Raw genomic sequence first — 20,503 nt, forward strand, 5'->3', positions numbered from 1 at the left:
GTGTCTCCTTACCAGAACAGTGCGACAAACAGAATGACCACAGTGACCAGAATCGTCACCGCCCAGAGCCCTTTAATCACCGGTTCTGGCCCCATTTTTTCGTCTTTAACGATGATGTTCGCCGCTTTTGGCGCCAGTTCAAACCACGTTTTGGTATGAAGCAGCGCGGCCGCGAGCACGATCAGGTTCAGCACAACGATGATCGGGTTTTGCAGAAAACCGACAAAGTTGGCCCAGGTTTCCGGACCGTGCTTGAGGGCAAAAACGCCGTACATCAGCTCAAGGCTGAACCAGACCGCCGGTACCGCCGTGCCTTCACGCAGCATATAGAAGCGATAAAACGGCAGGTTTTTCCACCAGGTGGACGGCATTGGCCGCACATAGGCTTTGCGTTTAGTCGTCATCATGCACTCCTTAGCGTGGTTTCAGGGTAGCGATAAGAAAGTCTTTCGAGCTTTCCACTTTACCCTGCTGAATAGCGGCGGCCGGGTCGACGTGCTTCGGACAGACTTCGGAGCAGTAGCCCACAAAGGTACAGCTCCAGACGCCGTTCTGGCTGTTAAGCTGCGCCATACGTTCTTTTTTACCGTGGTCGCGGCTGTCCTCGTTATAGCGGTGCGCCAGGGTAATGGCGGCCGGGCCGATGAACTCCTTGTTCAGGCCAAACTGTGGACAGGCGGCGTAGCAAAGACCGCAGTTGATGCAGCCGGAGAACTGATGGTATTTCGCCATCTGCGCCGGGGTCTGGGTGTTTGGCCCCTGATCCGGCGTGCGTGGGTTACCAATGATATACGGCTTAATGGCTTCCAGGCTTTCGATAAAGTGGGTCATATCGACCACCAGATCGCGTTCAATCGGGAAGTTGCCCAGCGCTTCGACCTTAATGCCTTTGGTGTACTCGCGCAGGAAGGTCTTACAGGCCAGCTTCGGCACCTTGTTGACCATCATGCCGCAGGAGCCGCAGATCGCCATGCGGCAGGACCAGCGGTAGCTCAGGTCTGGCGCCAGGTTGTCTTTGATATAGCCGAGCGCGTCCAGCAGGGAGGTTTGCTCGTCATAAGGCACTTCATAGAAAGCGCTGTGCGGTGCGGCGTCCACTTCCGGATTGTAGCGCACCACTTCAACTTTCATTTTTTGCATCTCAGCCATTCGCCTTCTCCTTCTTCTCGGCGGCTTCTGCTTCTGCACCGTACACGCGTTTTGCCGGCGGCAGCGTGGTGATTTTCACGTCGCTGTAGTCCAGACGTGTGGTGCCGTCCGCATCGCGCCAGGCGAGCGTGTGTTTCAGGAAATTGACGTCGTCACGTTCGGTACAGCCTTCGTCCAGACGCTGGTGGGCACCACGCGACTCTTTACGCGCCAGCGCAGAGTGCGCCATACATTCCGCGACGTTCAGACCGTGGCCCAGCTCGATGGTGTAGAGCAGGTCGGTGTTGAATACGCTGGAGGTGTCGGTGATGCGCACGCGCTTGAAGCGCTCCTGCAGTTCCGCCAGCTTGTCGACGGTTTTTTGCATCAGCTCAGGGGTACGGTAGATACCGCAGCCTTCTTCCATCGACAGGCCCATCTCGTCGCGGATCTTAGACCAGTTCTCGTTACCCTCCTGGTTCACCAGATCTTTCAGGCGTTTTTCAACGTCTGCGACCTGCGCATCCAGCGCGGCACCGTTGGCTTCACCTGCGGTTGCCGCACGCTCCATTGCGCGCTCGCCCGCCATGCGGCCAAAGACAACCAGCTCTGCCAGCGAGTTAGACCCGAGACGGTTAGCGCCGTGCAGGCCAACGGAAGAACATTCGCCGACGGCGAACAGCCCTTTAATGCGGGTTTCGCACTGCTGATCGGTTTCGATACCGCCCATGGTGTAGTGCGCGGTTGGACGCACCGGGATCGGCTCTTTAACCGGATCCACGCCAACGTAGGCTTTCGCCAGCTCGCAGATGAACGGCAGACGTTCCAGCAGTTTCTTCTCGCCCAGATGACGCAGGTCGAGATAGACCACATCGCCGCGCGGCGTGGAGATGGTGTTGCCTTTGCGCCACTCGTGCCAGAAAGCCTGAGAGACTTTGTCACGCGGGCCGAGCTCCATGTATTTGTTCTTCGGCTCGCCGAGCGGGGTTTCCGGGCCCATGCCGTAATCCTGCAGATAGCGATAGCCGTTTTTATTGACCAGAATACCGCCTTCACCGCGGCAGCCTTCCGTCATCAGAATGCCGGAGCCCGGCAGGCCGGTTGGGTGATACTGCACGAATTCCATATCGCGCAGCGGCACGCCGTGGCTGAGCGCCATGCCCATACCGTCGCCGGTAACGATGCCGCCGTTGGTGTTATAACGATAAACGCGACCCGCACCGCCCGTTGCCATTACTACCGCGTTGGCGCGGATCTGGACGAGCGTGCCTTCCATCATGTTCATCGCCACCAGGCCGCGCGCCTGTCCATCATCCACCAGAATGTCGAGGACGAAATGTTCATCGAAGCGCTGGATTTGTGGGAACTGAAGGGAGGTCTGGAACAGGGTGTGCAGCATGTGGAAGCCGGTCTTATCGGCGGCGAACCAGGTGCGTTCGATCTTCATGCCGCCGAAGCGGCGAACGTTGACGCTGCCGTCCGGACGGCGGCTCCATGGACATCCCCACTGTTCAAGCTGGGTCATCTCCGTTGGACAATGGTGCACAAAGTAGTCAACGACATCCTGTTCGCAAAGCCAGTCGCCCCCTGCAACCGTGTCGTGGAAATGGTATTCAAAGCTGTCATGATCCTGCGCAACGGCGGCGGACCCTCCTTCTGCTGCCACTGTGTGACTACGCATTGGATAGACTTTTGAAATCAATGCGATTTTAGCGTTGGGATTAGCTTGTGCTGCAGCAATCGCAGCACGTAATCCAGCCCCGCCAGCGCCTATTACGGCAAGATCGGCTTGAAAAGTTTGCACGACATTCCTCCAGATTTTTGTTATTTCGCAACGCGACAAACTAAAGGTAGTTCACCCGTCCAAAAGGACGATTGCGAAAGCGTTTCCACTGCTCCTTTATGGGTAAAACAGTATAACCGTGTAGATGTCAGGGAAATTTGACGTGTTCGATTTTTTTGCTGTTCTGTCAGGCGATTTATCATGAAGATTGATGAAATACGTCACGCAATTGTTCACCTAAATGAAATGCGCTTTTTTACTGCACAAAATTTGTCTCTGCCCCGGCTAACGAGTAGACTTCGTGCCCTTGTCTGAAATCGGAGAACAACTCATGAGCGAAACGGCCACCTGGCAGCCGAGCGCATCCATCCCTAATCTGTTAAAACGCGCTGCAATTATGGCGGAAATCCGCCGTTTCTTTGCCGACCGCGGCGTCCTGGAGGTGGAAACCCCGTGCATGAGTCAGGCAACGGTAACGGATATTCATCTGGTCCCGTTTGAAACCCGTTTTGTTGGCCCCGGCCACTCTCAGGGAATGAATTTGTATCTGATGACCAGCCCGGAATACCACATGAAACGCCTGCTGGCAGCGGGGTGTGGTCCGGTCTATCAGTTGTGCCGCAGTTTCCGTAATGAAGAGATGGGTCGTCACCACAACCCGGAATTCACCATGCTGGAGTGGTACCGCCCGCATTATGATATGTACCGCCTGATGAATGAGGTGGACGATCTGCTGCAGCAGGTCCTGGACTGCTCGGAAGCCGAAACCCTTTCCTATCAGCAGGCTTTCCAGCGCCATCTGGAAATCGATCCGCTGTCGGCGGACAAAACCCAGCTGCGCGAAGTGGCGGCAAAACTGGATCTGAGCAACGTGGCGGATACCGAAGAGGATCGCGACACGCTGCTGCAGCTGCTGTTCACCTTCGGCGTGGAACCGCAGATTGGCAAAGATCGTCCGACGTTTGTTTATCACTTCCCGGCAAGCCAGGCCTCACTGGCGCAGATCAGTACCGAAGATCATCGTGTCGCAGAGCGTTTTGAGGTCTATTACAAAGGCATCGAGCTGGCGAACGGCTTCCATGAACTGACCGACGCTCGCGAGCAGGCGCAGCGCTTCGAGCAGGATAACCGCAAGCGCGCCGCGCGCGGTCTGCCGCAGCAGCCTATTGATGTTAATCTGCTTGAAGCATTGAAAGCAGGTCTGCCGGATTGCTCCGGCGTGGCGCTGGGTGTTGACCGTCTGGTCATGCTGGCCCTGGGCGCAGAGCAGCTTGGCGATGTGATTGCCTTTACGGTCGATCGCGCCTAATAAAATGCCGGGTGGCGCTGCGCTTACCCGGCCTACTATTCCTGTCAATTAACCTTTCCACTTCAGCACGACAACATTAAAAACTGCCACATTCCCTATACACGGGTCTTTTTCTTAATTTGCCCCGTATAGCCACAATATCTGTCTGGTCTTCTGCTACCATCCGCGCAGTTTAATTCCTCTTTGGATGGTTCTATGTCCCAGTCACTCAAAAAGATGACCCTCATCGGGCTCATCCTGATGATATTTACCTCAGTCTTTGGCTTTGCCAACAGCCCGTCAGCGTTCTATCTGATGGGCTACAGCGCGACGCCGTTTTATATCGTTTCTGCTCTGTTCTTCTTTATCCCGTTTGCGCTGATGATGGCGGAGATGGGCTCGGCTTACCGGAAAGAAGAGGGCGGGATCTACTCATGGATGAATAACAGCGTCGGGCCGCGCTATGCGTTTATCGGCACGTTTATGTGGTTTTCATCCTACGTCGTCTGGATGGTGAGTACGGCGGCCAAAGTCTGGGTGCCGTTCTCAACGTTTCTTTTCGGTGCCGATAAAACGCAGGTCTGGTCTTTGGCCGGGCTGAGCTCCACGCAGGTCGTCGGGATTCTGGCGGTATGCTGGATGGTTGTCGTGACGCTGGTGGCGTCTAAAGGTATCAATAAAATCGCCCGGATCACCGCCGTGGGCGGGATCTCGGTGATGGGATTGAACCTGGTGCTGCTTCTGGTGAGCATCGCTATCCTGTGCCTGAACGGTGGTCATTTTGCACAGGAGGTTAACTTTGCCTCCTCGCCGAATCCGGGCTACCAGTCCGGGCTCGCCATGCTCTCTTTCGTGGTGTTTGCCATCTTCGCTTACGGTGGTATTGAAGCCGTAGGCGGCCTGGTCGATAAGACGGAAAACCCGGAAAAGAACTTTGCGAAAGGCATTATTTTTGCCGCCATCGTGATTTCCATCGGCTATTCGCTGGCGATTTTTCTCTGGGGCGTCAGCACCAACTGGCAGCAGGTGCTGAGCAACAACACCACTAACCTTGGCAACATCACCTATGTGCTGATGAAAAGCCTGGGGATGACGCTGGGGCAGGCGATGAACCTGAGTCCCGAGGCGGCATCGGTAATGGGGGTCTGGTTCGCGCGTATTACCGGCCTGTCGATGTTCCTGGCCTATACCGGCGCATTCTTCACGCTGATCTATTCGCCGCTGAAAGCGATTATTCAGGGTACGCCAAAAGCGCTGTGGCCTGCGAGTATGACCCAGCTGAACACCGCAGGCATGCCTGCCAACGCCATGTGGATGCAGTGTGTGCTGGTGTGCGTGTTCATTCTGCTGGTGTCATTTGGCGGCGATACGGCGTCTGCGTTTTACAACAAGCTGACCCTGATGGCGAACGTGTCGATGACGCTACCGTACCTGTTCCTGACCCTGGCGTTCCCGTTCTTTAAGGCGAAGCAGGATCTTGAACGTCCGTTTGTGATTTTTAAAACCCGCGCGGCTACGCTGCTGGCCACCACGGTGGTGGTGCTGGTGGTGGCGTTTGCGAACATCTTCACCATTATCCAGCCGGTAATTGAGGCGAACGACTGGAACAGCGCGCTGTGGATGGTGGGCGGCCCTATCTTCTTCTCGCTGCTGGCGATGGGGATTTATGAGAATTACCGTCGACGCGCGATGGCATACGTCGCAGAAGTGGCGTAGCGGGAATAGTCCCCTCCCGAAAGGGAGGGGAGACGCGTTACAGACTGCCCGCCGGGCGCGTACGCGCCGCTGACGTCAGCGTTCTTCCTGTTTTACGTCCGTCCAGGCTTTCCAGACGCATCTGGAAAGGTGGGAACGGCATATCAATACCGTGCTCGCGGAAGCCCGCCAGAATCAGCTGGTGGATCTCATGGCGCAGCGGCATACGGTGTCCCATTTCGGCGGCGTAGATACGCAGCTCGAAAATCTGGATCCCCTGCTGTAAATCCACAAGGAAGACTTCCGGCGCCGGGTTGTCGATCACCAGCGAGCAGCGCTCAGCGGCGGTGTAGAGGATCTGGGTGACCTCTTCGCTGTTAGCGTCCGACGGCGCCGGTACCGTCAGCACCACACGGGTAACGGAGTCTGACAGCGACCAGTTGATGAACTGCTCGGTGATAAACGCCTTGTTTGGCACGATGATCTCTTTCCGATCCCAGTCGCTGATCGTCGTTGCACGGGTATTGATCTTCGTGATGCTGCCGGTCAGATCGCGGATCGTGACGGTATCGCCAATACGGATCGGTTTTTCGAACAGAATGATCAGACCGGAGATGAAGTTGGCGAAGATCTCCTGTAAACCAAAACCTAACCCTACACCGAGCGCTGCCACCAGCCACTGGAGCTTCGACCACTCAATACCGATCATCGAGAAGCCAACCAGTCCACCAAACAGCATGATCAGATACTTGGTAATGGTCGTGATCGCATAGCCCGTACCCGGCGTTAAATCCAGATGCTGCAGCAGCGCCAGCTCCAGCAGCGCCGGGAAGTTGCGCACCAGCTGGGTGGTGATGATCAGCACCAGAATGGCAATCAGCACCGCCCCCAGGGTAATCGGCTCCAGGCTTTCAACACCCTGCACCGTGGAGGTCACGTCCCAGAGAGAGATGTTCTCCAGGAAGCCAAACGCGGAGTGGATCTCCGACCACAGGAAGATGACCGAGAGGAGGGCAATCAGCATCAGGATGGAACGAACCAGGCGCAGGGACTGGGTGCTAATGGCATCCAGATCCAGTTCGACCTCGTCCGCTTCCGTTGTGCCTTCCGTACTGTTGACGTGGTTTGGTTCTTCCTCACCTCGCGCGCGCTGGGCGAGGATCTCCGCCCGGCGGTGCTTGGCACGGTCAAACGCCAGACGGCGGCGCTGGATCAGCATCCAGCGGCGGATCACGTGGTACACCACCAGAAGCAGGAACCAGATGGCCACCGAGGTTTCCAGCCTCGCCAGAAGCGCCTGCGCGGTTGCCAGATAGCCCACCGCGGCTGCCAGCATTGCAAACAGCGGCGCGCTAAGCAGCAGGTTCCAGAGAAGCCGGTTGAACATGTTGTCGCCGCTGCCGGATTTATCCAGATAGAGCGGAATACCCGCGCGTTTCAGGCTGAGCGTGACGATGGCTAGCGCCCCGCATATCAGCATAAAGCAGAGGCGGCCCAGCGAGCCTGAGAATTCCCGGTCGTTGAGATTATCGAACATGATCAGCGCCATAATCAGCGGCACAATCAGCCCGATGCTCATCAGGTAGTAACGCATGGCGCGCGCAACGCGATTACGCGGCCAGCCAAAGTGGGTGATGAACAGGCCATTGGGGCGCGCGAAGGTGGCGCATATCATCACCACCCACAGCAGCGGCACCGTGGCGGTGACGCCATCACCAATCGCTACTGCGAGCGGATAGGGCCAGGCTTCCCGCAGGCCATAGCCCAGGGTCATCCACAACACCGGCAGCGGAGAGGCGACAAGAATCGACCAGAATACGGTGCGCAACGTCAGCCAGAAGTGATCCTGGGTAACTTTCCCGACCCTGGAGCTGGAACGCTCCAGGAAACGGGTGAAATGTCTGCGCGAGTAAATGCTGAAGCCCACCAGAATCAACGCCCCCAGCAGCGGGAAAATGGTCTCTTTGCTGGTGAACATCATCACGCTGGCCTGTCCCAACTGGCTGAAGGTATCCAGCGAAATCAGGCGGCGCAGGTCCTGGACAATCTCAATCGGCCACGAGAAGGTCATCGGACGCACGTCGGACGTCCAGAAGAGATAACGGTGCGTCGCCTCGTTCACCTCTTTCAGCGCATCTTCCAGCTGGCTGTTAGAAACCTTCAGCTTGGTCAGCTCCAGAATCAGCGTATCCCCGCCCTGCAGCAGAGAGTTCAGCAGTTCACGCTGGGTACGCAGCTGGGCTTCCAAAATACGGTTTTGCTCGCTGGTCAGCGGCTGTCCATCAGCCTGACGGATCTGGCGGATTTGCGGCTGCTTATTGAGGAGATCTTCAAAGTGCAGGCGCTGAACGCGTAGCTGGGCCATCTCGGTATCCAGCTGCTGCGGCTTAGGCATTTCCGGCAGGCGCGCGACCTGGGCGCGCAGCGCTTCGCCCAGCAGGTTTGATGACCCGAGCCACTGGGACTGCTCGCGCAGGGTGTTTAACGCCTGACGAACCTGCAAGGTTTGATTGGTCGCCTGACGCTGCTGCGAGGCAACCAGATCCATACGCTGCGCCTGCTGATTCAGCGCGGCAGAAAGCTCACGGTTGACCTTAAACTGCTGGACGATGCCGGAAGGCAGGTTATCGCTGTTTTCCGCCAGCAGCTCGGTACTTTCCAGCGCACGCTCCGCTTCACGCTGGCGCTGACTGTTGAGCTGATTGCGCAGAGCCTGAAGGTAAGCGTCCAGCTGCTCGCTCTGCTTCTGAGCGAGTTCAGAGCGCATTCGCGACAGCTCCTGGCGGTTATTGGCGGAAAGCTGCGCCAGCTCCAGCTCATCGACAAGGGCCTTCAGGCGAGCCGATTCTGCCTGCAGGCCCAGATTTTGGGCCTGCGCCTGTGGCGTGTTGCCGTTTTGCGTACCCACGCGGCGCTCAACTTCATTAAGCTGGCGACGGGCGTCGGTTTGCTGCTGCGGAAGCTGGCTGAGGGAGTCGGCAATTTCACGCGCTCGCTCCTGCTCCTGCTGAGCAAGGCGGCTCTTTTCCAGAAGCTGGCTGCTGACCTGCAGGATCTCCTGGTTCAGCGCGTCGGAGGTCATGCCTGCCGGCACATCGCGCGGTTCGTCACGCAGATTATTGAGCTGCGCGCGCAGCGTCTGGGAGAGTTTGGGGAAGTTGTCGATAACCTGCTGATACTGCTGAGCGCGCTCAAGCGAGCCTTTCCGCTCCTCAAGCGCGTTCAGGGCAGCCTGGAGCGACTCGACGGTCTCTGGCTGAGCGGGTTTGGCCGCTTTTGCCTGCTCCAGTTCCTGGGTTATCTGTTTGGCGTCGGGGGCTGTCGCTGCGTACGCCCCCATGCTGAGGCACCAGGCCATCAGTAGAACGATAATCGGGCGCACGTCAGCGATCCTTCTGTTGTTAGCCTTCGTCTTTTTTGTCGTCAACCAGCGGGCTGGCGTCGTGCTCGGCCTGGATCTCTTCCTGTGACAGCGGAGCAGGTTCTGCCTCTGGCGTCACGAAGGTTTCTGTCGAGACCGCCAGCGGCTGGCCCAGTTTGGTGACCGACAGGCTTTCGAGTTGTTCAGCCAGCTTCACTTTGCCTGGCGCAAACAGGTTGATCACGGTGGAGCCCAGCTTGAAGCGACCCATTTCCTGACCTTTCAGCAGGGCCACAGAGCCTTCCGCTTCACCGGCAGGCCAGGTCCAGCGTTTGATCACGCCTTCGCGCGGTGGGGTGATGGTGCCTGCCCAGACGGTTTCAATGCTACCTACGATGGTTGCACCCACCAGAATCTGTGCCATAGGGCCAAATTCAGTATCAAACAGGCAGATGACGCGCTCGTTACGGGCAAACAGGTTCGGCACGTTCTGCGCGGTCAGGTGGTTCACGGAGAACAGATCGCCCGGGACGTAAATCATCTCGCGCAGGATGCCGTTACACGGCATGTGCACGCGGTGGTAGTCGCGCGGTGACAGATAGGTGGTGGCAAAGGTACCGTTGCGGAACAGATCCGCCATCAGGTAGTTACCCGCCAGCAGCGCTTCCAGGCTGTAGTTATGGCCCTTCGCCTGCAGAATGTTGTCGTCTTCGATGTTACCCAACTGGCTGATCACGCCGTCTGCCGGCATCACCAGGACGTTAGGGTCTGTGTTCAGCGGGCGCACGTCGTCACGCAGCGGGCGCACGAAGAATTCGTTGAAGGTGCGGTAGCTGGCGGTGTCCGGCTTCTGTGCCTCTTTCATATCGACCTTGTAATATTTTACGAAAAGGTCGATGACCAGTTTGGTCAGCCAGCCCGCGCGTTTGCTTGCGCCCCAGCCCGCCAGGCGAGTGAGCCACAGTTTTGGCAGAATGTATTGAAGCGAAAGTTTAAATGCGTTTAACAAGGTAGCCTCCAGGCCATTGTTTTGTCGTTCCTGATCCGGCGTTAAGCCGCCGGAACCTGAAAAAAGGGGACGATTTTAGCGATGCTTAGCTTAGTTGTCAGTTATCAGAATCAGAAAAGTTTTTACGCGTTTTTACCTGATCCATGCTCTCAAGAATACGGTGGTAATTCTCGAAGCGGGTCTCCGCGATCTCGCCTTTCTCAACCGCTTCACGGATAGCGCAGCCTGGGTCGTTATCGTGTTTACAGTCGCGGTACTTGCAAGCGCCTAAATAATCATGGAATTCGACAAATCCGTTAAAGATTTGTTCCGGCTCCAGGTGCCATAAACCGAACTCTCGCACGCCCGGGGAGTCGATGACATCGCCCCCGTGCGGGAAGTGATACAGGCGTGACGCGGTGGTGGTGTGCTGGCCCAGGCCCGAGACATCAGACACGTCGTTGGTGAGGATTTCCTGCTGGAGGCCAAGCAGGTTGTTCAGCAGGCTCGATTTGCCCACGCCGGACTGGCCCGCAAAGATGCTGATGCGATCGGTAAGCGCCTCTTCCAGCGGTTTCAGGCCATCTTTGGTGTAGCTGGAGACCATCAGGACGCGGTAGCCAATTTTGCGATAGATATCCATCTGCTCATTGACGAAGGCCATGCCGTCGTCGTCCAGCAGATCGATTTTGTTCAGCACGATAATCGGTTCAACCTGCAGCGTTTCGCAGGCGACGAGATATCGGTCGATAATATTGAGCGACAGTTCGGGCAAAATCGCCGATACGATAACAATCTGGTTAATGTTGGCGGCAATCGGTTTGACCCCGTCGTAGAAATCGGGACGGGTTAATACGGACGTGCGCTCATGGACCGCTTCAACGATGCCTTTTACCGTCACGCCTTCCGCCGCCTCTTTACCCGGCCGCCAGACGACGCGGTCGCCGGTCACCAGAGAACGAATGGTCCGGCGGATGTTGCAGCGGTGAATCGCACCATCGGCGGATTCCACGTCAGCGTGCATACCGAAACGGCTGATGACTACGCCTTCCGTTGGGTCGCCAAACAGGTTGTCGTCATAATCGACCTTCTCCGCAGTGGTTTTAAGACGGCGCTGGTGATTGGCATTCACGCGGCGCTGCTGCCCTTTGGAGAGTTTATTTTTACTCAATCGCACTGGCTCCTGGTCGCCCGTAGGGGGCAAAACCTCTATGATACACTCTAATTAATACTAGTTAACCTGCTACTGCCGGTTATGCGAGAAGGGTGGAAAATAACATGAGCGCGGATGAAAACAACCTGATTTGGATCGATCTCGAAATGACCGGGCTGGATCCCGAGCGCGATCGCATTATTGAAATTGCAACCCTGGTGACGGACGCCAACCTGAATATCCTGGCGGAAGGGCCAACGATAGCGGTGCATCAGTCCGATGACCAGCTGGCATTGATGGATGAGTGGAACGTGCGTACCCACACCGGCAGCGGTCTGGTGGAGCGGGTGAAGGCGAGCACCATGGGTGACCGAGAGGCGGAGCTGGCTACGCTTGAGTTCCTGAAACAGTGGGTTCCGGCAGGCAAATCGCCAATCTGTGGGAATAGCATCGGCCAGGATCGTCGTTTCCTGTTTAAGTACATGCCGGAGCTGGAGTCTTACTTCCACTACCGCTATCTGGACGTCAGCACGTTGAAAGAGCTGGCGCGTCGCTGGAAGCCTGAAATCCTCGACGGCTTTAAAAAGCAGGGGACGCACCAGGCGATGGACGATATCCGAGAGTCCGTGGCGGAGCTTTCCTACTACCGCGAAAACTTTATTAAGCTGTGATTTTGCGATCCGGCGCCTTGCGTGGCCGGGTTTTTGTCGTTAAATTGTTCAGCTTGCCGATTAAATAAGCATTTGAACTTAATTTCGAAAAAATCGCTTTAAGGGGGGTTGCAGCTAAAAGGATTTCTCGTATAATGCGCCTCCCGTAACGACAGAGAATTACACGTTACGACAGCAACAAAAGCAGTGCAGATTTGCGGGAATAGCTCAGTTGGTAGAGCACGACCTTGCCAAGGTCGGGGTCGCGAGTTCGAGTCTCGTTTCCCGCTCCAAAATTTGAAAGTGCTTCCACAGCACAGACTGCCCAAGCGGGAATAGCTCAGTTGGTAGAGCACGACCTTGCCAAGGTCGGGGTCGCGAGTTCGAGTCTCGTTTCCCGCTCCAAAATTTGAAAGTGCTTCCACAGCACGGACCACCCAAGCGGGAATAGCTCAGTTGGTAGAGCACGACCTTGCCAAGGTCGGGGTCGCGAGTTCGAGTCTCGTTTCCCGCTCCAAATTCTTCTTCATCTCTAAAATATCCACAGCGAAAAGCATCGCTGGGGACGTTTTCTGTTGTCTCTGAAATACTCTTGTGAACAGAGTTATCCACAGAAACTGCGCTTAACCGAAACAGGGTTAAAACTTAGCAGGGTGAATAATGTCGTCGTAACGCACTGTATTTAAAGTATAAAATTTGATTTCAAAATGTTATTGAGATCACTTGATCTCTTCTCCAGCCCAGATGGCGCTTGAGTTTGTAATTTTATTCACAGGCTGTGAATAGTTCAGGCATCCCGCGGAAGCCCTTTTTCAATCACCCTCACCAGACGCTGTTTCTTCGGGAGCTGCACCTCAACCACGCAGGCATTACGTTTCTCAATTTGCTGCACAATCGCCCATTCTATGTGCTCATCAAGAAGTGGGTGCTCACCTCTACGGCTTTCAAGCGCCTGCACGTTCGCTTCATCCCACGGGGCATTACCCAGCGCGACGGCCACATTTCGCAGCCAGCGCAGATGCCCGATACGGCGAATGGCCGAACCTTCCGTCACCTTCAGGAACCAGGCCTCGGTCCAGGCGAACAGCTCGATGAGCGGCGGCGCATGGAGCGCCTTACGCGGGCTGAAATCCTCTTCGTCCGTAAGCTGCGAATAGCGGTTCCACGGGCAGATGAGCTGGCAATCGTCGCAGCCGTAGATGCGGTTGCCGATAAGCGGTCGGAACTCCTCTGGAATGGCCCCTTCCAGTTCGATAGTGAGGTAGGAGATACAGCGACGGGCATCAACGGTGTAAGGCTCAACGATGGCGCCGGTGGGGCAGATGGTCATACAGGCCACGCAGCGGCCACAGTCTTCCTCTACCGGGCCGTCTACCGGCAGCGGTAAATCAATCAGCAGTTCACCCAGAAAGAAGAACGATCCGGCGTCGCGGCTAAGGATAAGTGAGTGCTTACCTGTCCAGCCAAGCCCGGCTTTTTCGGCGATCGGACGCTCAAGAATAGGCGCGGAATCGACAAAGGGTCTAAAATTCAGCGAAACACAGTGCTGCTGAATAGTTTCCCCGAGTTTTTTTAAACGGTTACGCAGAAGCTTATGGTAATCACGTCCCAGGGCGTACCGGCTAACGTAACCCAGCGAGGGGTCTTTTAGCGTGCGCGCAAAGGCCGCGTTGGCGGGCAGATAATTCATGCGCACGCTGATGACGCGTAATGTGCCCGGCAAAAGCTCGTGTGGACGGGCGCGCATCATGCCATGACGCGCCATCCACTCCATTTCGCCGTGGTATTGTTTGTCCAGCCAGGCCTGCAGTTTCGGCTCGCTGGCAGAAAGGTCGGTATCGGTAATGCCCACCTTCTGGAAGCCAAGCTCAGCACCCCACTGTTTTATTTTTTGCGCTAATTCATTGAGATCGAGGGGCTGTGACATGACGGACCATACGGTGAAGAAAAACCCCGCAAGTATACCACATTCCATCTGGCATGCGGATGACCTCCGGCGCGCCGAAAAAGAGGCCGCAGACAGCCTCGGGATTACCCTGTATGAACTGATGCTGCGCGCGGGTGAGGCGGCGTTTAACGTTGCCCGCAGCGCGTACCCGCAGGCCGCCCACTGGTTGATTCTGTGCGGTCACGGCAATAACGGCGGCGATGGCTACGTCGTCGCCCGTTTGGCGGTTGCGGCAGGTATCCGCGTGACCTTGCTGGCTCTCGAAAGTGATAAACCGCTGCCGGAAGAGGCCGGCGCGGCCCGGGAGGCGTGGCTTAACGCAGGCGGTGTGATCCATGCGCCTGATATCGTCTGGCCGGAAGAGGTGGATCTGATTGTTGACGGGCTGCTAGGCACGGGGCTGCGCAGCGTGCCTCGTGAGAACATTGCCGTACTTATTGAACACGCTAACAGACATTCCGCGCCGGTAGTCGCCCTGGATATTCCCTCTGGCCTGATTGCACAAACCGGCGCGGCGCCGGGGGCGGTGATTCAGGCTGCACATACGGTGACTTTCATCGCCCTCAAGCCGGGGTTACTGACCGGTAAAGCGCGGGATGTCGTCGGCGTGCTGCACCACAGCGCGCTGGGGCTGGAGAGCTGGCTCGACGGGCAGGAAATGCGCATCGCGCGTTTTGATGCATCGCAGCTTGCTGCGTGGCTCCCGCCGCGCCGGCCGACCTCCCATAAGGGCGATCACGGCCGGCTGGTGATTATTGGCGGCGACCACGGTACGGCAGGTGCGATTCGCATGACCGGCGAAGCGGCTCTGCGCAGCGGTGCCGGATTAGTGCGAGTACTCACTCGCATCGAGAATATTGCGCCGATCGTTACAGCCCGACCGGAGCTGATGGTGCACGAGCTTACGCCCCAGTCGCTTGAAGAGAGCCTTGAATGGGCGGATGTGGTGGTGATTGGCCCGGGGCTTGGGCAACAGGCATGGGGTAAACAGGCCCTGCAAAAGGTCGAGAATTTTCGTAAACCGATGCTGTGGGATGCCGACGCGCTTAACCTTCTGGCAATAAACCCGGATAAGCGTCACAATCGCATTCTGACGCCACACCCCGGCGAAGCCGCGCGGCTGCTTAACTGCAGCGTGGCAGAAATTGAAAGCGATCGCTTACTTTCTGCTCAGCGTCTGGTAAAACGTTACGGAGGTGTTGCTGTTTTGAAAGGGGCAGGAACCGTTGTCGCCAGTGAGGAGACGCAGGGCATTATTGATGCCGGAAATGCGGGCATGGCGAGCGGCGGTATGGGCGATGTGCTTTCCGGCATCATCGGCGCATTGCTTGGACAGAAACTTCCCCTTTATGATGCAGCCTGCGCGGGCTGCGTGGCTCACGGCGTTGCGGCGGATAAACTGGCTGCGCGTTACGGTACACGCGGTATGCTGGCCACCGATCTTTTTTGCACGCTGCGGCGTGTTGTTAACCCGGATGTGATTGACGTAGAAAATGACTAATCGAGCGATTCCTTTACCTGATGAACAAGCCACTTTAGAACTCGGCAAGCGCGTGGCGCAGGCCTGTCAGGGGGCAACCGTCATTTATCTGTATGGTGATTTAGGTGCGGGTAAAACCACCTTTAGCCGGGGTTTTTTGCAGGCGTTAGGGCATAACGGGAATGTCAAAAGCCCAACCTACACGCTGGTAGAACCGTACACCCTTGAAAATCTCATGGTGTACCACTTCGATTTATACCGCCTTGCGGATCCTGAGGAGCTGGAATTTATGGGGATCCGTGATTATTTTGCCAACGACGCCATTTGCCTGGTGGAGTGGCCGCAACAAGGTGCGGGTGTGCTGCCTGACCCGGATGTCGAAATTCACTTAGATTACCAGGCACAAGGGCGTGAGGCACGCATCAGTGCTGTTTCCTCATCAGGCAGTTCCTTACTGGCGCGACTGGCCGGTTAAGCGTAGGGATGACGGGATGATAAATCGCGTTAAAGGTTGGTTGTTGGCTGCCACCGTGCTGCTGTGCGCGCAGGCCGGGGCGGCAAACCTCTCAGATATTCAGGTATCGAACGGCGAAAACCAGGCCCGGATCACGTTCAGCTTTATGGGCGATCCTGAATATGCGTTTTCACAGCCAGACAGCCACAGCGTGGCGCTGGATATCAAACAGACAGGCGTGATCCAGGGGCTGCCGCTGCGGTTCAGCGGCAACAACCTGGTGAAAAGTATCCGTTCGGGAACACCGCAGGATAGCCAGTCGTTACGCCTGGTGGTCGATCTGACCGAAAAGGGCATAACGAAGGCGGTGAAACAGCAAAACGGGGCGAACTATACGGTGGTCTTTACCATCAATGCCGACGCACCGCCACCGCCTCCACCGCCGCCGGTCGTAGCGAAGCGTGTGGAAGAACCGGTGTATACGCCCCGTCCTTCTGAACCTGCGCGTAATCCGTTTAAATCGCAGAACGATCGCATTACTGCGGCAACCAGCAGCAATACGGTGACGCGTCCGGCTGCCAGCGCGCGACGCGCGACGGCCAGCGGTGACAAAGTGATTATCGCCATTGATGCGGGTCACGGCGGGGAAGATCCGGGGGCGATTGGCCCTGGCGGTACGCGAGAGAAAAACGTGACGATCGCTATCGCGCGTAAACTGCGTTCGCTACTCAATGACGACCCTATGTTTAAAGGCGTGTTGACCCGCGATGGGGATTACTTTATCTCCGTCATGGGACGCTCGGATGTGGCGCGTAAGCAAAACGCGAATTTCCTGGTCTCCATTCATGCGGATGCCGCACCGAATCGTAGCGCGACCGGCGCCTCGGTTTGGGTGCTGTCGAACCGTCGCGCCAACAGCGAAATGGCCAACTGGCTGGAAGAGCATGAGAAGCAGTCTGAACTGTTAGGCGGCGCGGGCGACGTGCTGGCGAACAGCCAGTCCGATCCGTACCTCAGCCAGGCGGTGCTGGATTTACAGTTCGGTCATTCTCAGCGCGTCGGGTATGATGTCGCCACTAACGTATTGAACCAGCTGCAAAGCGTTGGCGTGCTGCATAAGCGTCGTCCGGAACATGCCAGCCTCGGCGTTCTGCGCTCGCCGGATATCCCGTCCATCCTCGTAGAGACGGGCTTTATCAGTAACAACGGTGAAGAGCGTCTGCTGGGAAGCGACAGCTACCAGCAGCAAATTGCCGAAGCGATTTATAACGGTCTGCGTAAATACTTTGATGCCCATCCGCTGCAGTCTGCGCCACAGAGTGGTGCTGGCCAGACGGCCAGCGCAGCGCTGCCGGGTGAGATGACCGCGACCAACTAAGGAGAATTCATGCCGATTCAGGTTCTACCGCCGCAGCTCGCGAACCAAATCGCCGCCGGTGAGGTGGTGGAACGCCCTGCGTCGGTGGTGAAGGAGCTGGTGGAAAACAGCCTCGATGCGGGGGCAACCCGCATCGATATTGATATCGAACGCGGTGGCGCGAAGCTTATTCGCATTCGCGACAACGGCTGTGGCATTAAAAAAGACGAGCTCGCGCTGGCGCTGGCCCGTCACGCCACCAGTAAAATTGCCTCTCTGGACGACCTGGAGGCGATTATTAGCCTCGGTTTTCGAGGTGAAGCGCTGGCCAGTATCAGCTCGGTTTCGCGCTTAACGCTGACCTCCCGTACCGCTGAACAGCAGGAAGCCTGGCAGGCTTACGCCGAAGGGCGCGATATGGATGTCACGGTTAAACCCGCAGCACACCCTGTCGGCACGACGCTTGAAGTATTAGATCTCTTCTACAACACCCCCGCCCGACGCAAGTTTATGCGTACCGAGAAGACCGAGTTCGGCCATATCGACGAGATCATCCGGCGTATCGCACTGGCGCGATTCGATGTCACCATCAACCTCAGCCACAACGGCAAGGTGATGCGCCAGTATCGCGCGGTGGCAGAAGGTGGACAGAAAGAGCGCCGTTTGGGGGCGATCTGCGGTACGCCGTTCCTTGAACAGGCCCTGGCCATTGAGTGGCAGCACGGCGATCTGGCGCTGCGCGGCTGGGTTGCCGATCCAAACGCGAGCAGTGCTGCGTTTGCGGAGATCCAGTATTGCTACGTCAACGGCCGCATGATGCGCGACCGTCTCATCAATCACGCGATTCGCCAGGCCTGCGAAGACAAACTGGGTGCCGATCAGCAGCCTGCTTTCGTCCTTTATCTGGACATCGACCCCCACCAGGTGGATGTGAACGTCCATCCCGCCAAGCATGAGGTACGGTTCCACCAGTCGCGTCTGGTTCACGACTTCATTTATCAGGGCGTGGCCACCGTGTTGCAGCAGCAGGCAGAGCCAACGCTGCCGCTGGAGAACGACGCTACTGTACCGCGTCCGCTGCCCGAAAACCGTGTGGCGGCAGGGCGCAACCATTTTGCGGAGCCTGCCGTCGCGCGTGAACCGGAAGCCCCGCGTTACTCCCCGGCTGGTAGCGCGCCGCGTCCAACGGGCGCGAACTATCCGAATGCCCAGCCTGGCTATCAGAAGCAACAGGGCGCGTTGTACCGCAAGCTGCTGGAAACGCCAGCCGTGGAACGTAAAGAGCACATTCCGGCCGCTCAGCCTTCTCTGGACGGCCATAGCCAGAGTTTTGGCCGGGTGCTGACGATTATCGCGCCGGATATGGCACTGCTTGAGCGTGACGGCAAATTGATGCTTCTGGCACTGCCGGTCGCCGAACGCTGGCTTAAGCAGGTGCAGCTCACGCCTGGCGAAAATGCCGCCTGCGCGCAGCCGTTGTTAATTCCGGTTCGTCTGAAAATATCCCCTGATGAAACAAGGGTATTGCAGCGCGCCGAGTTGCAGCTGGCGCAGATGGGTATTGAAACTGTGCTCGAACCACAACATGTGACAATTCGTGCAGTGCCTTTACCCTTACGCCAACAAAATTTACAAAACTTGATTCCTGAACTGATAGGCTACCTGGCGCAGCAAACAGCGTTTAATGCCGCCAACACCGCGCAGTGGATCGCCCGCCATCTGGCAAGCGAACACACGCCGTGGAGTATGGCGCAGGCCATTAGCGTGCTGGCGGAGGTGGAACGCCTCTGTCCGCATCTGGTGAAAACGCCGCCGGGTGGGTTATTACAACCTGTTGATTTACAAACGGCGATGAACGCCCTGAAACATGATTGACGCAAGTAAGGCGAGCCTGCCTAAGGCAATTTTTTTAATGGGCCCAACGGCCTCCGGCAAAACGGCGCTCGCCATTGAGTTGCGTAAAGTTTTGCCTGTAGAGTTGATTAGCGTCGACTCCGCCCTCATCTACCGGGGGATGGACATCGGCACGGCGAAGCCTGACGCAGAAGAGCTGCGTGCGGCACCGCACCGTTTGCTGGATATTCTCGACCCGGCTCAGGCGTACTCCGCAGCGGATTTCCGCCGGGATGCCTTAGCCGAGATGGCCGAGATAACGGCGGCGGGACGTATACCGCTGTTGGTTGGCGGAACCATGCTCTATTTCAAGGCGTTGCTGGAGGGGTTGTCACCCCTGCCATCCGCGGATCCGGAAATAAGAGCGAAAATTGAGCAGCAGGCGGCAGAGCAGGGTTGGGACGTTTTGCATCAGCAACTGGCGGAAATTGACCCGGTTGCCGCAGCACGGATCCATCCAAATGATCCGCAAAGGCTTTCCCGGGCACTGGAAGTTTTTTTCATTTCGGGTAAAACTTTAACGGAACTGACGCAAACGTCAGGAGACGCTCTGCCGTATCAGGTGCATCAGTTCGCCATCGCCCCGGCGAGCCGTGAACTGCTCCATCAGCGAATTGAGCAGCGTTTTCATCAGATGTTAGCTTCAGATTTTGAAGCAGAAGTGCGGGCGTTATTTGCCCGTGGAGATTTGCATACGGACATGCCTTCCATTCGTTGTGTGGGATACCGCCAGATGTGGTCGTATCTTGAAGGTGAGATTTCATACGATGAAATGGTTTATAGAGGTGTTTGCGCCACGAGACAGTTAGCGAAGCGCCAGATCACCTGGTTGCGCGGTTGGGACGGCGTTCACTGGTTAGACAGTGAAAAACCGCAACAGGCGTTAAACGAAGTGATTGAGGTTGTTGGTGATATCGCTCACTGAATGTGTACAATTGAGACGTATCGTGCGCAATTTTTCAGAATCGCAAGGTTCTAAGTACAAAACAAGCATATAAGGAAAAGATAGAATGGCTAAGGGGCAATCTTTACAAGATCCGTTCCTGAACGCATTGCGTCGGGAACGTGTTCCAGTTTCTATTTATTTGGTGAATGGTATTAAGCTGCAAGGTCAGATTGAGTCTTTCGATCAGTTTGTGATTCTGTTGAAAAACACGGTCAGTCAGATGGTCTACAAGCACGCTATTTCTACTGTTGTTCCGTCCCGTCCGGTATCTCATCACAGCAATAACGCTGGCGGCGGCACTGGTAGTAACTACCATCATGGCAGCAGCGCGCAGGGCTCTTCAACGCCGGCGCAGGACAGCGACGAAACCGAATAAGGT

At 56.7% G+C, this 20,503-nt stretch carries 16 protein-coding genes and 3 tRNA genes; 12 read left to right on the top strand and 7 right to left on the bottom strand.

Annotated elements, in window-relative coordinates; translation table 11 throughout:
* Nucleotides 1-8 precede the first annotated feature (8 nt).
* From frdC to frdA, 3 genes are read right to left on the bottom strand one after another with little or no spacing between them, the layout of a single operon-like run.
* Complete coding sequence (gene frdC, locus AC0TOY_RS18985) at nucleotides 9-404, bottom strand: fumarate reductase subunit FrdC (RefSeq protein ID WP_024907347.1); 396 nt, start codon at nucleotides 402-404, stop codon at nucleotides 9-11.
* 10 nt (nucleotides 405-414) lie between these two features.
* Nucleotides 415-1,149: a succinate dehydrogenase/fumarate reductase iron-sulfur subunit gene (locus AC0TOY_RS18990; protein WP_023310124.1), complete on the bottom strand. Its 735-nt coding sequence runs from the start codon at nucleotides 1,147-1,149 to the stop codon at nucleotides 415-417.
* Complete coding sequence (gene frdA, locus AC0TOY_RS18995; RefSeq protein WP_024907346.1) at nucleotides 1,142-2,932, bottom strand: fumarate reductase (quinol) flavoprotein subunit; 1,791 nt, start codon at nucleotides 2,930-2,932, stop codon at nucleotides 1,142-1,144. Before frdA ends, AC0TOY_RS18990 begins: the two co-directional genes overlap by 8 nt.
* Before the next feature lie 310 nt (nucleotides 2,933-3,242).
* Here frdA and epmA point away from each other — a divergent pair, with 310 nt between their 5' ends.
* Nucleotides 3,243-4,220 (top strand): elongation factor P--(R)-beta-lysine ligase, encoded by a 978-nt coding sequence (gene epmA / locus AC0TOY_RS19000; protein WP_023310126.1) that lies wholly within the window; start codon nucleotides 3,243-3,245, stop codon nucleotides 4,218-4,220.
* A gap of 195 nt (nucleotides 4,221-4,415) precedes the next feature.
* A complete protein-coding gene (yjeM, locus tag AC0TOY_RS19005; RefSeq protein ID WP_473722367.1) occupies nucleotides 4,416-5,915 on the top strand; it encodes a glutamate/gamma-aminobutyrate family transporter YjeM in 1,500 nt (499 codons plus the stop codon).
* Between the two features lie 37 nt (nucleotides 5,916-5,952).
* Here the strand turns inward: yjeM and mscM are convergent, their stop codons facing one another.
* The 3 genes from mscM to rsgA all read right to left on the bottom strand — a co-directional run bounded on the left by mscM (nucleotide 5,953) and on the right by rsgA (nucleotide 11,414).
* A complete protein-coding gene (gene mscM, locus AC0TOY_RS19010; protein ID WP_061716099.1) occupies nucleotides 5,953-9,276 on the bottom strand; it encodes a miniconductance mechanosensitive channel MscM in 3,324 nt (1,107 codons plus the stop codon).
* A 19-nt stretch (nucleotides 9,277-9,295) separates the two neighbouring features.
* Entirely contained in the window at nucleotides 9,296-10,264 is a 969-nt protein-coding gene (gene asd / locus AC0TOY_RS19015; RefSeq protein WP_473722368.1) for an archaetidylserine decarboxylase, read from the bottom strand.
* Between the two features lie 97 nt (nucleotides 10,265-10,361).
* Nucleotides 10,362-11,414 carry a small ribosomal subunit biogenesis GTPase RsgA gene (rsgA, locus tag AC0TOY_RS19020; protein ID WP_008502927.1) on the bottom strand — a complete coding sequence of 351 codons (1,053 nt, stop codon included), beginning with the start codon at nucleotides 11,412-11,414 and terminating at the stop codon, nucleotides 10,362-10,364.
* A 107-nt stretch (nucleotides 11,415-11,521) separates the two neighbouring features.
* On the opposite strand from rsgA, the gene orn reads away from it, so the two are divergent.
* The 4 genes from orn (at nucleotide 11,522) to AC0TOY_RS19040 (ending at nucleotide 12,563) form a co-directional block, all read left to right on the top strand.
* Nucleotides 11,522-12,067 (top strand): oligoribonuclease, encoded by a 546-nt coding sequence (orn, locus tag AC0TOY_RS19025; protein WP_008502926.1) that lies wholly within the window; start codon nucleotides 11,522-11,524, stop codon nucleotides 12,065-12,067.
* Nucleotides 12,068-12,263: 196 nt separating this feature from the next.
* A tRNA-Gly gene (locus tag AC0TOY_RS19030) sits at nucleotides 12,264-12,339 on the top strand.
* A 36-nt stretch (nucleotides 12,340-12,375) separates the two neighbouring features.
* Nucleotides 12,376-12,451: transfer RNA gene (locus AC0TOY_RS19035), tRNA-Gly, on the top strand.
* Nucleotides 12,452-12,487: 36 nt separating this feature from the next.
* Nucleotides 12,488-12,563 (top strand) — tRNA-Gly (locus tag AC0TOY_RS19040).
* A gap of 270 nt (nucleotides 12,564-12,833) precedes the next feature.
* On the opposite strand, the gene queG is transcribed toward AC0TOY_RS19040, so the two are convergent.
* On the bottom strand, nucleotides 12,834-13,973 hold the full coding sequence (gene queG / locus AC0TOY_RS19045; RefSeq protein WP_473722369.1) for a tRNA epoxyqueuosine(34) reductase QueG: 1,140 nt from the start codon (nucleotides 13,971-13,973) through the stop codon (nucleotides 12,834-12,836).
* On the opposite strand from queG, the gene nnr reads away from it, so the two are divergent.
* From nnr to hfq, 6 genes are all read left to right on the top strand, one after another.
* Complete coding sequence (nnr, locus tag AC0TOY_RS19050) at nucleotides 13,972-15,495, top strand: bifunctional ADP-dependent NAD(P)H-hydrate dehydratase/NAD(P)H-hydrate epimerase (RefSeq protein ID WP_473722370.1); 1,524 nt, start codon at nucleotides 13,972-13,974, stop codon at nucleotides 15,493-15,495. The genes queG and nnr overlap by 2 nt on opposite strands.
* Complete coding sequence (gene tsaE / locus AC0TOY_RS19055; RefSeq protein WP_013095283.1) at nucleotides 15,488-15,949, top strand: tRNA (adenosine(37)-N6)-threonylcarbamoyltransferase complex ATPase subunit type 1 TsaE; 462 nt, start codon at nucleotides 15,488-15,490, stop codon at nucleotides 15,947-15,949. Before nnr ends, tsaE begins: the two co-directional genes overlap by 8 nt.
* A 16-nt stretch (nucleotides 15,950-15,965) precedes the next feature.
* Nucleotides 15,966-17,306 (top strand): N-acetylmuramoyl-L-alanine amidase AmiB, encoded by a 1,341-nt coding sequence (gene amiB / locus AC0TOY_RS19060; protein WP_473722371.1) that lies wholly within the window; start codon nucleotides 15,966-15,968, stop codon nucleotides 17,304-17,306.
* A 9-nt stretch (nucleotides 17,307-17,315) separates the two neighbouring features.
* Entirely contained in the window at nucleotides 17,316-19,160 is a 1,845-nt protein-coding gene (gene mutL / locus AC0TOY_RS19065) for a DNA mismatch repair endonuclease MutL (RefSeq protein ID WP_473722372.1), read from the top strand.
* A complete protein-coding gene (miaA, locus tag AC0TOY_RS19070) occupies nucleotides 19,153-20,103 on the top strand; it encodes a tRNA (adenosine(37)-N6)-dimethylallyltransferase MiaA (RefSeq protein ID WP_032651346.1) in 951 nt (316 codons plus the stop codon). Before mutL ends, miaA begins: the two co-directional genes overlap by 8 nt.
* Nucleotides 20,104-20,188: 85 nt before the next feature.
* On the top strand, nucleotides 20,189-20,500 hold the full coding sequence (gene hfq / locus AC0TOY_RS19075; RefSeq protein ID WP_023334248.1) for an RNA chaperone Hfq: 312 nt from the start codon (nucleotides 20,189-20,191) through the stop codon (nucleotides 20,498-20,500).
* Nucleotides 20,501-20,503: the final 3 nt, after the last annotated feature.

The organism is Enterobacter sp. PL_is379, from assembly GCF_055817355.1.

Bases quoted from the DNA above. Each gene is read 5' to 3' on its own strand.
- frdC (WP_024907347.1), bottom strand. From the start codon at position 404: ATGACGACTAAACGCAAAGCCTATGTGCGGCCAATGCCGTCCACCTGG.
- AC0TOY_RS18990 (WP_023310124.1), bottom strand. From the start codon at position 1,149: ATGGCTGAGATGCAAAAAATGAAAGTTGAAGTGGTGCGCTACAATCCG.
- epmA (WP_023310126.1), top strand. From the start codon at position 3,243: ATGAGCGAAACGGCCACCTGGCAGCCGAGCGCATCCATCCCTAATCTG.
- yjeM (WP_473722367.1), top strand. From the start codon at position 4,416: ATGTCCCAGTCACTCAAAAAGATGACCCTCATCGGGCTCATCCTGATG.
- orn (WP_008502926.1), top strand. From the start codon at position 11,522: ATGAGCGCGGATGAAAACAACCTGATTTGGATCGATCTCGAAATGACC.
- nnr (WP_473722370.1), top strand. From the start codon at position 13,972: ATGACGGACCATACGGTGAAGAAAAACCCCGCAAGTATACCACATTCC.
- queG (WP_473722369.1), bottom strand. From the start codon at position 13,973: ATGTCACAGCCCCTCGATCTCAATGAATTAGCGCAAAAAATAAAACAG.
- tsaE (WP_013095283.1), top strand. From the start codon at position 15,488: ATGACTAATCGAGCGATTCCTTTACCTGATGAACAAGCCACTTTAGAA.
- amiB (WP_473722371.1), top strand. From the start codon at position 15,966: ATGATAAATCGCGTTAAAGGTTGGTTGTTGGCTGCCACCGTGCTGCTG.
- mutL (WP_473722372.1), top strand. From the start codon at position 17,316: ATGCCGATTCAGGTTCTACCGCCGCAGCTCGCGAACCAAATCGCCGCC.
- miaA (WP_032651346.1), top strand. From the start codon at position 19,153: ATGATTGACGCAAGTAAGGCGAGCCTGCCTAAGGCAATTTTTTTAATG.
- hfq (WP_023334248.1), top strand. From the start codon at position 20,189: ATGGCTAAGGGGCAATCTTTACAAGATCCGTTCCTGAACGCATTGCGT.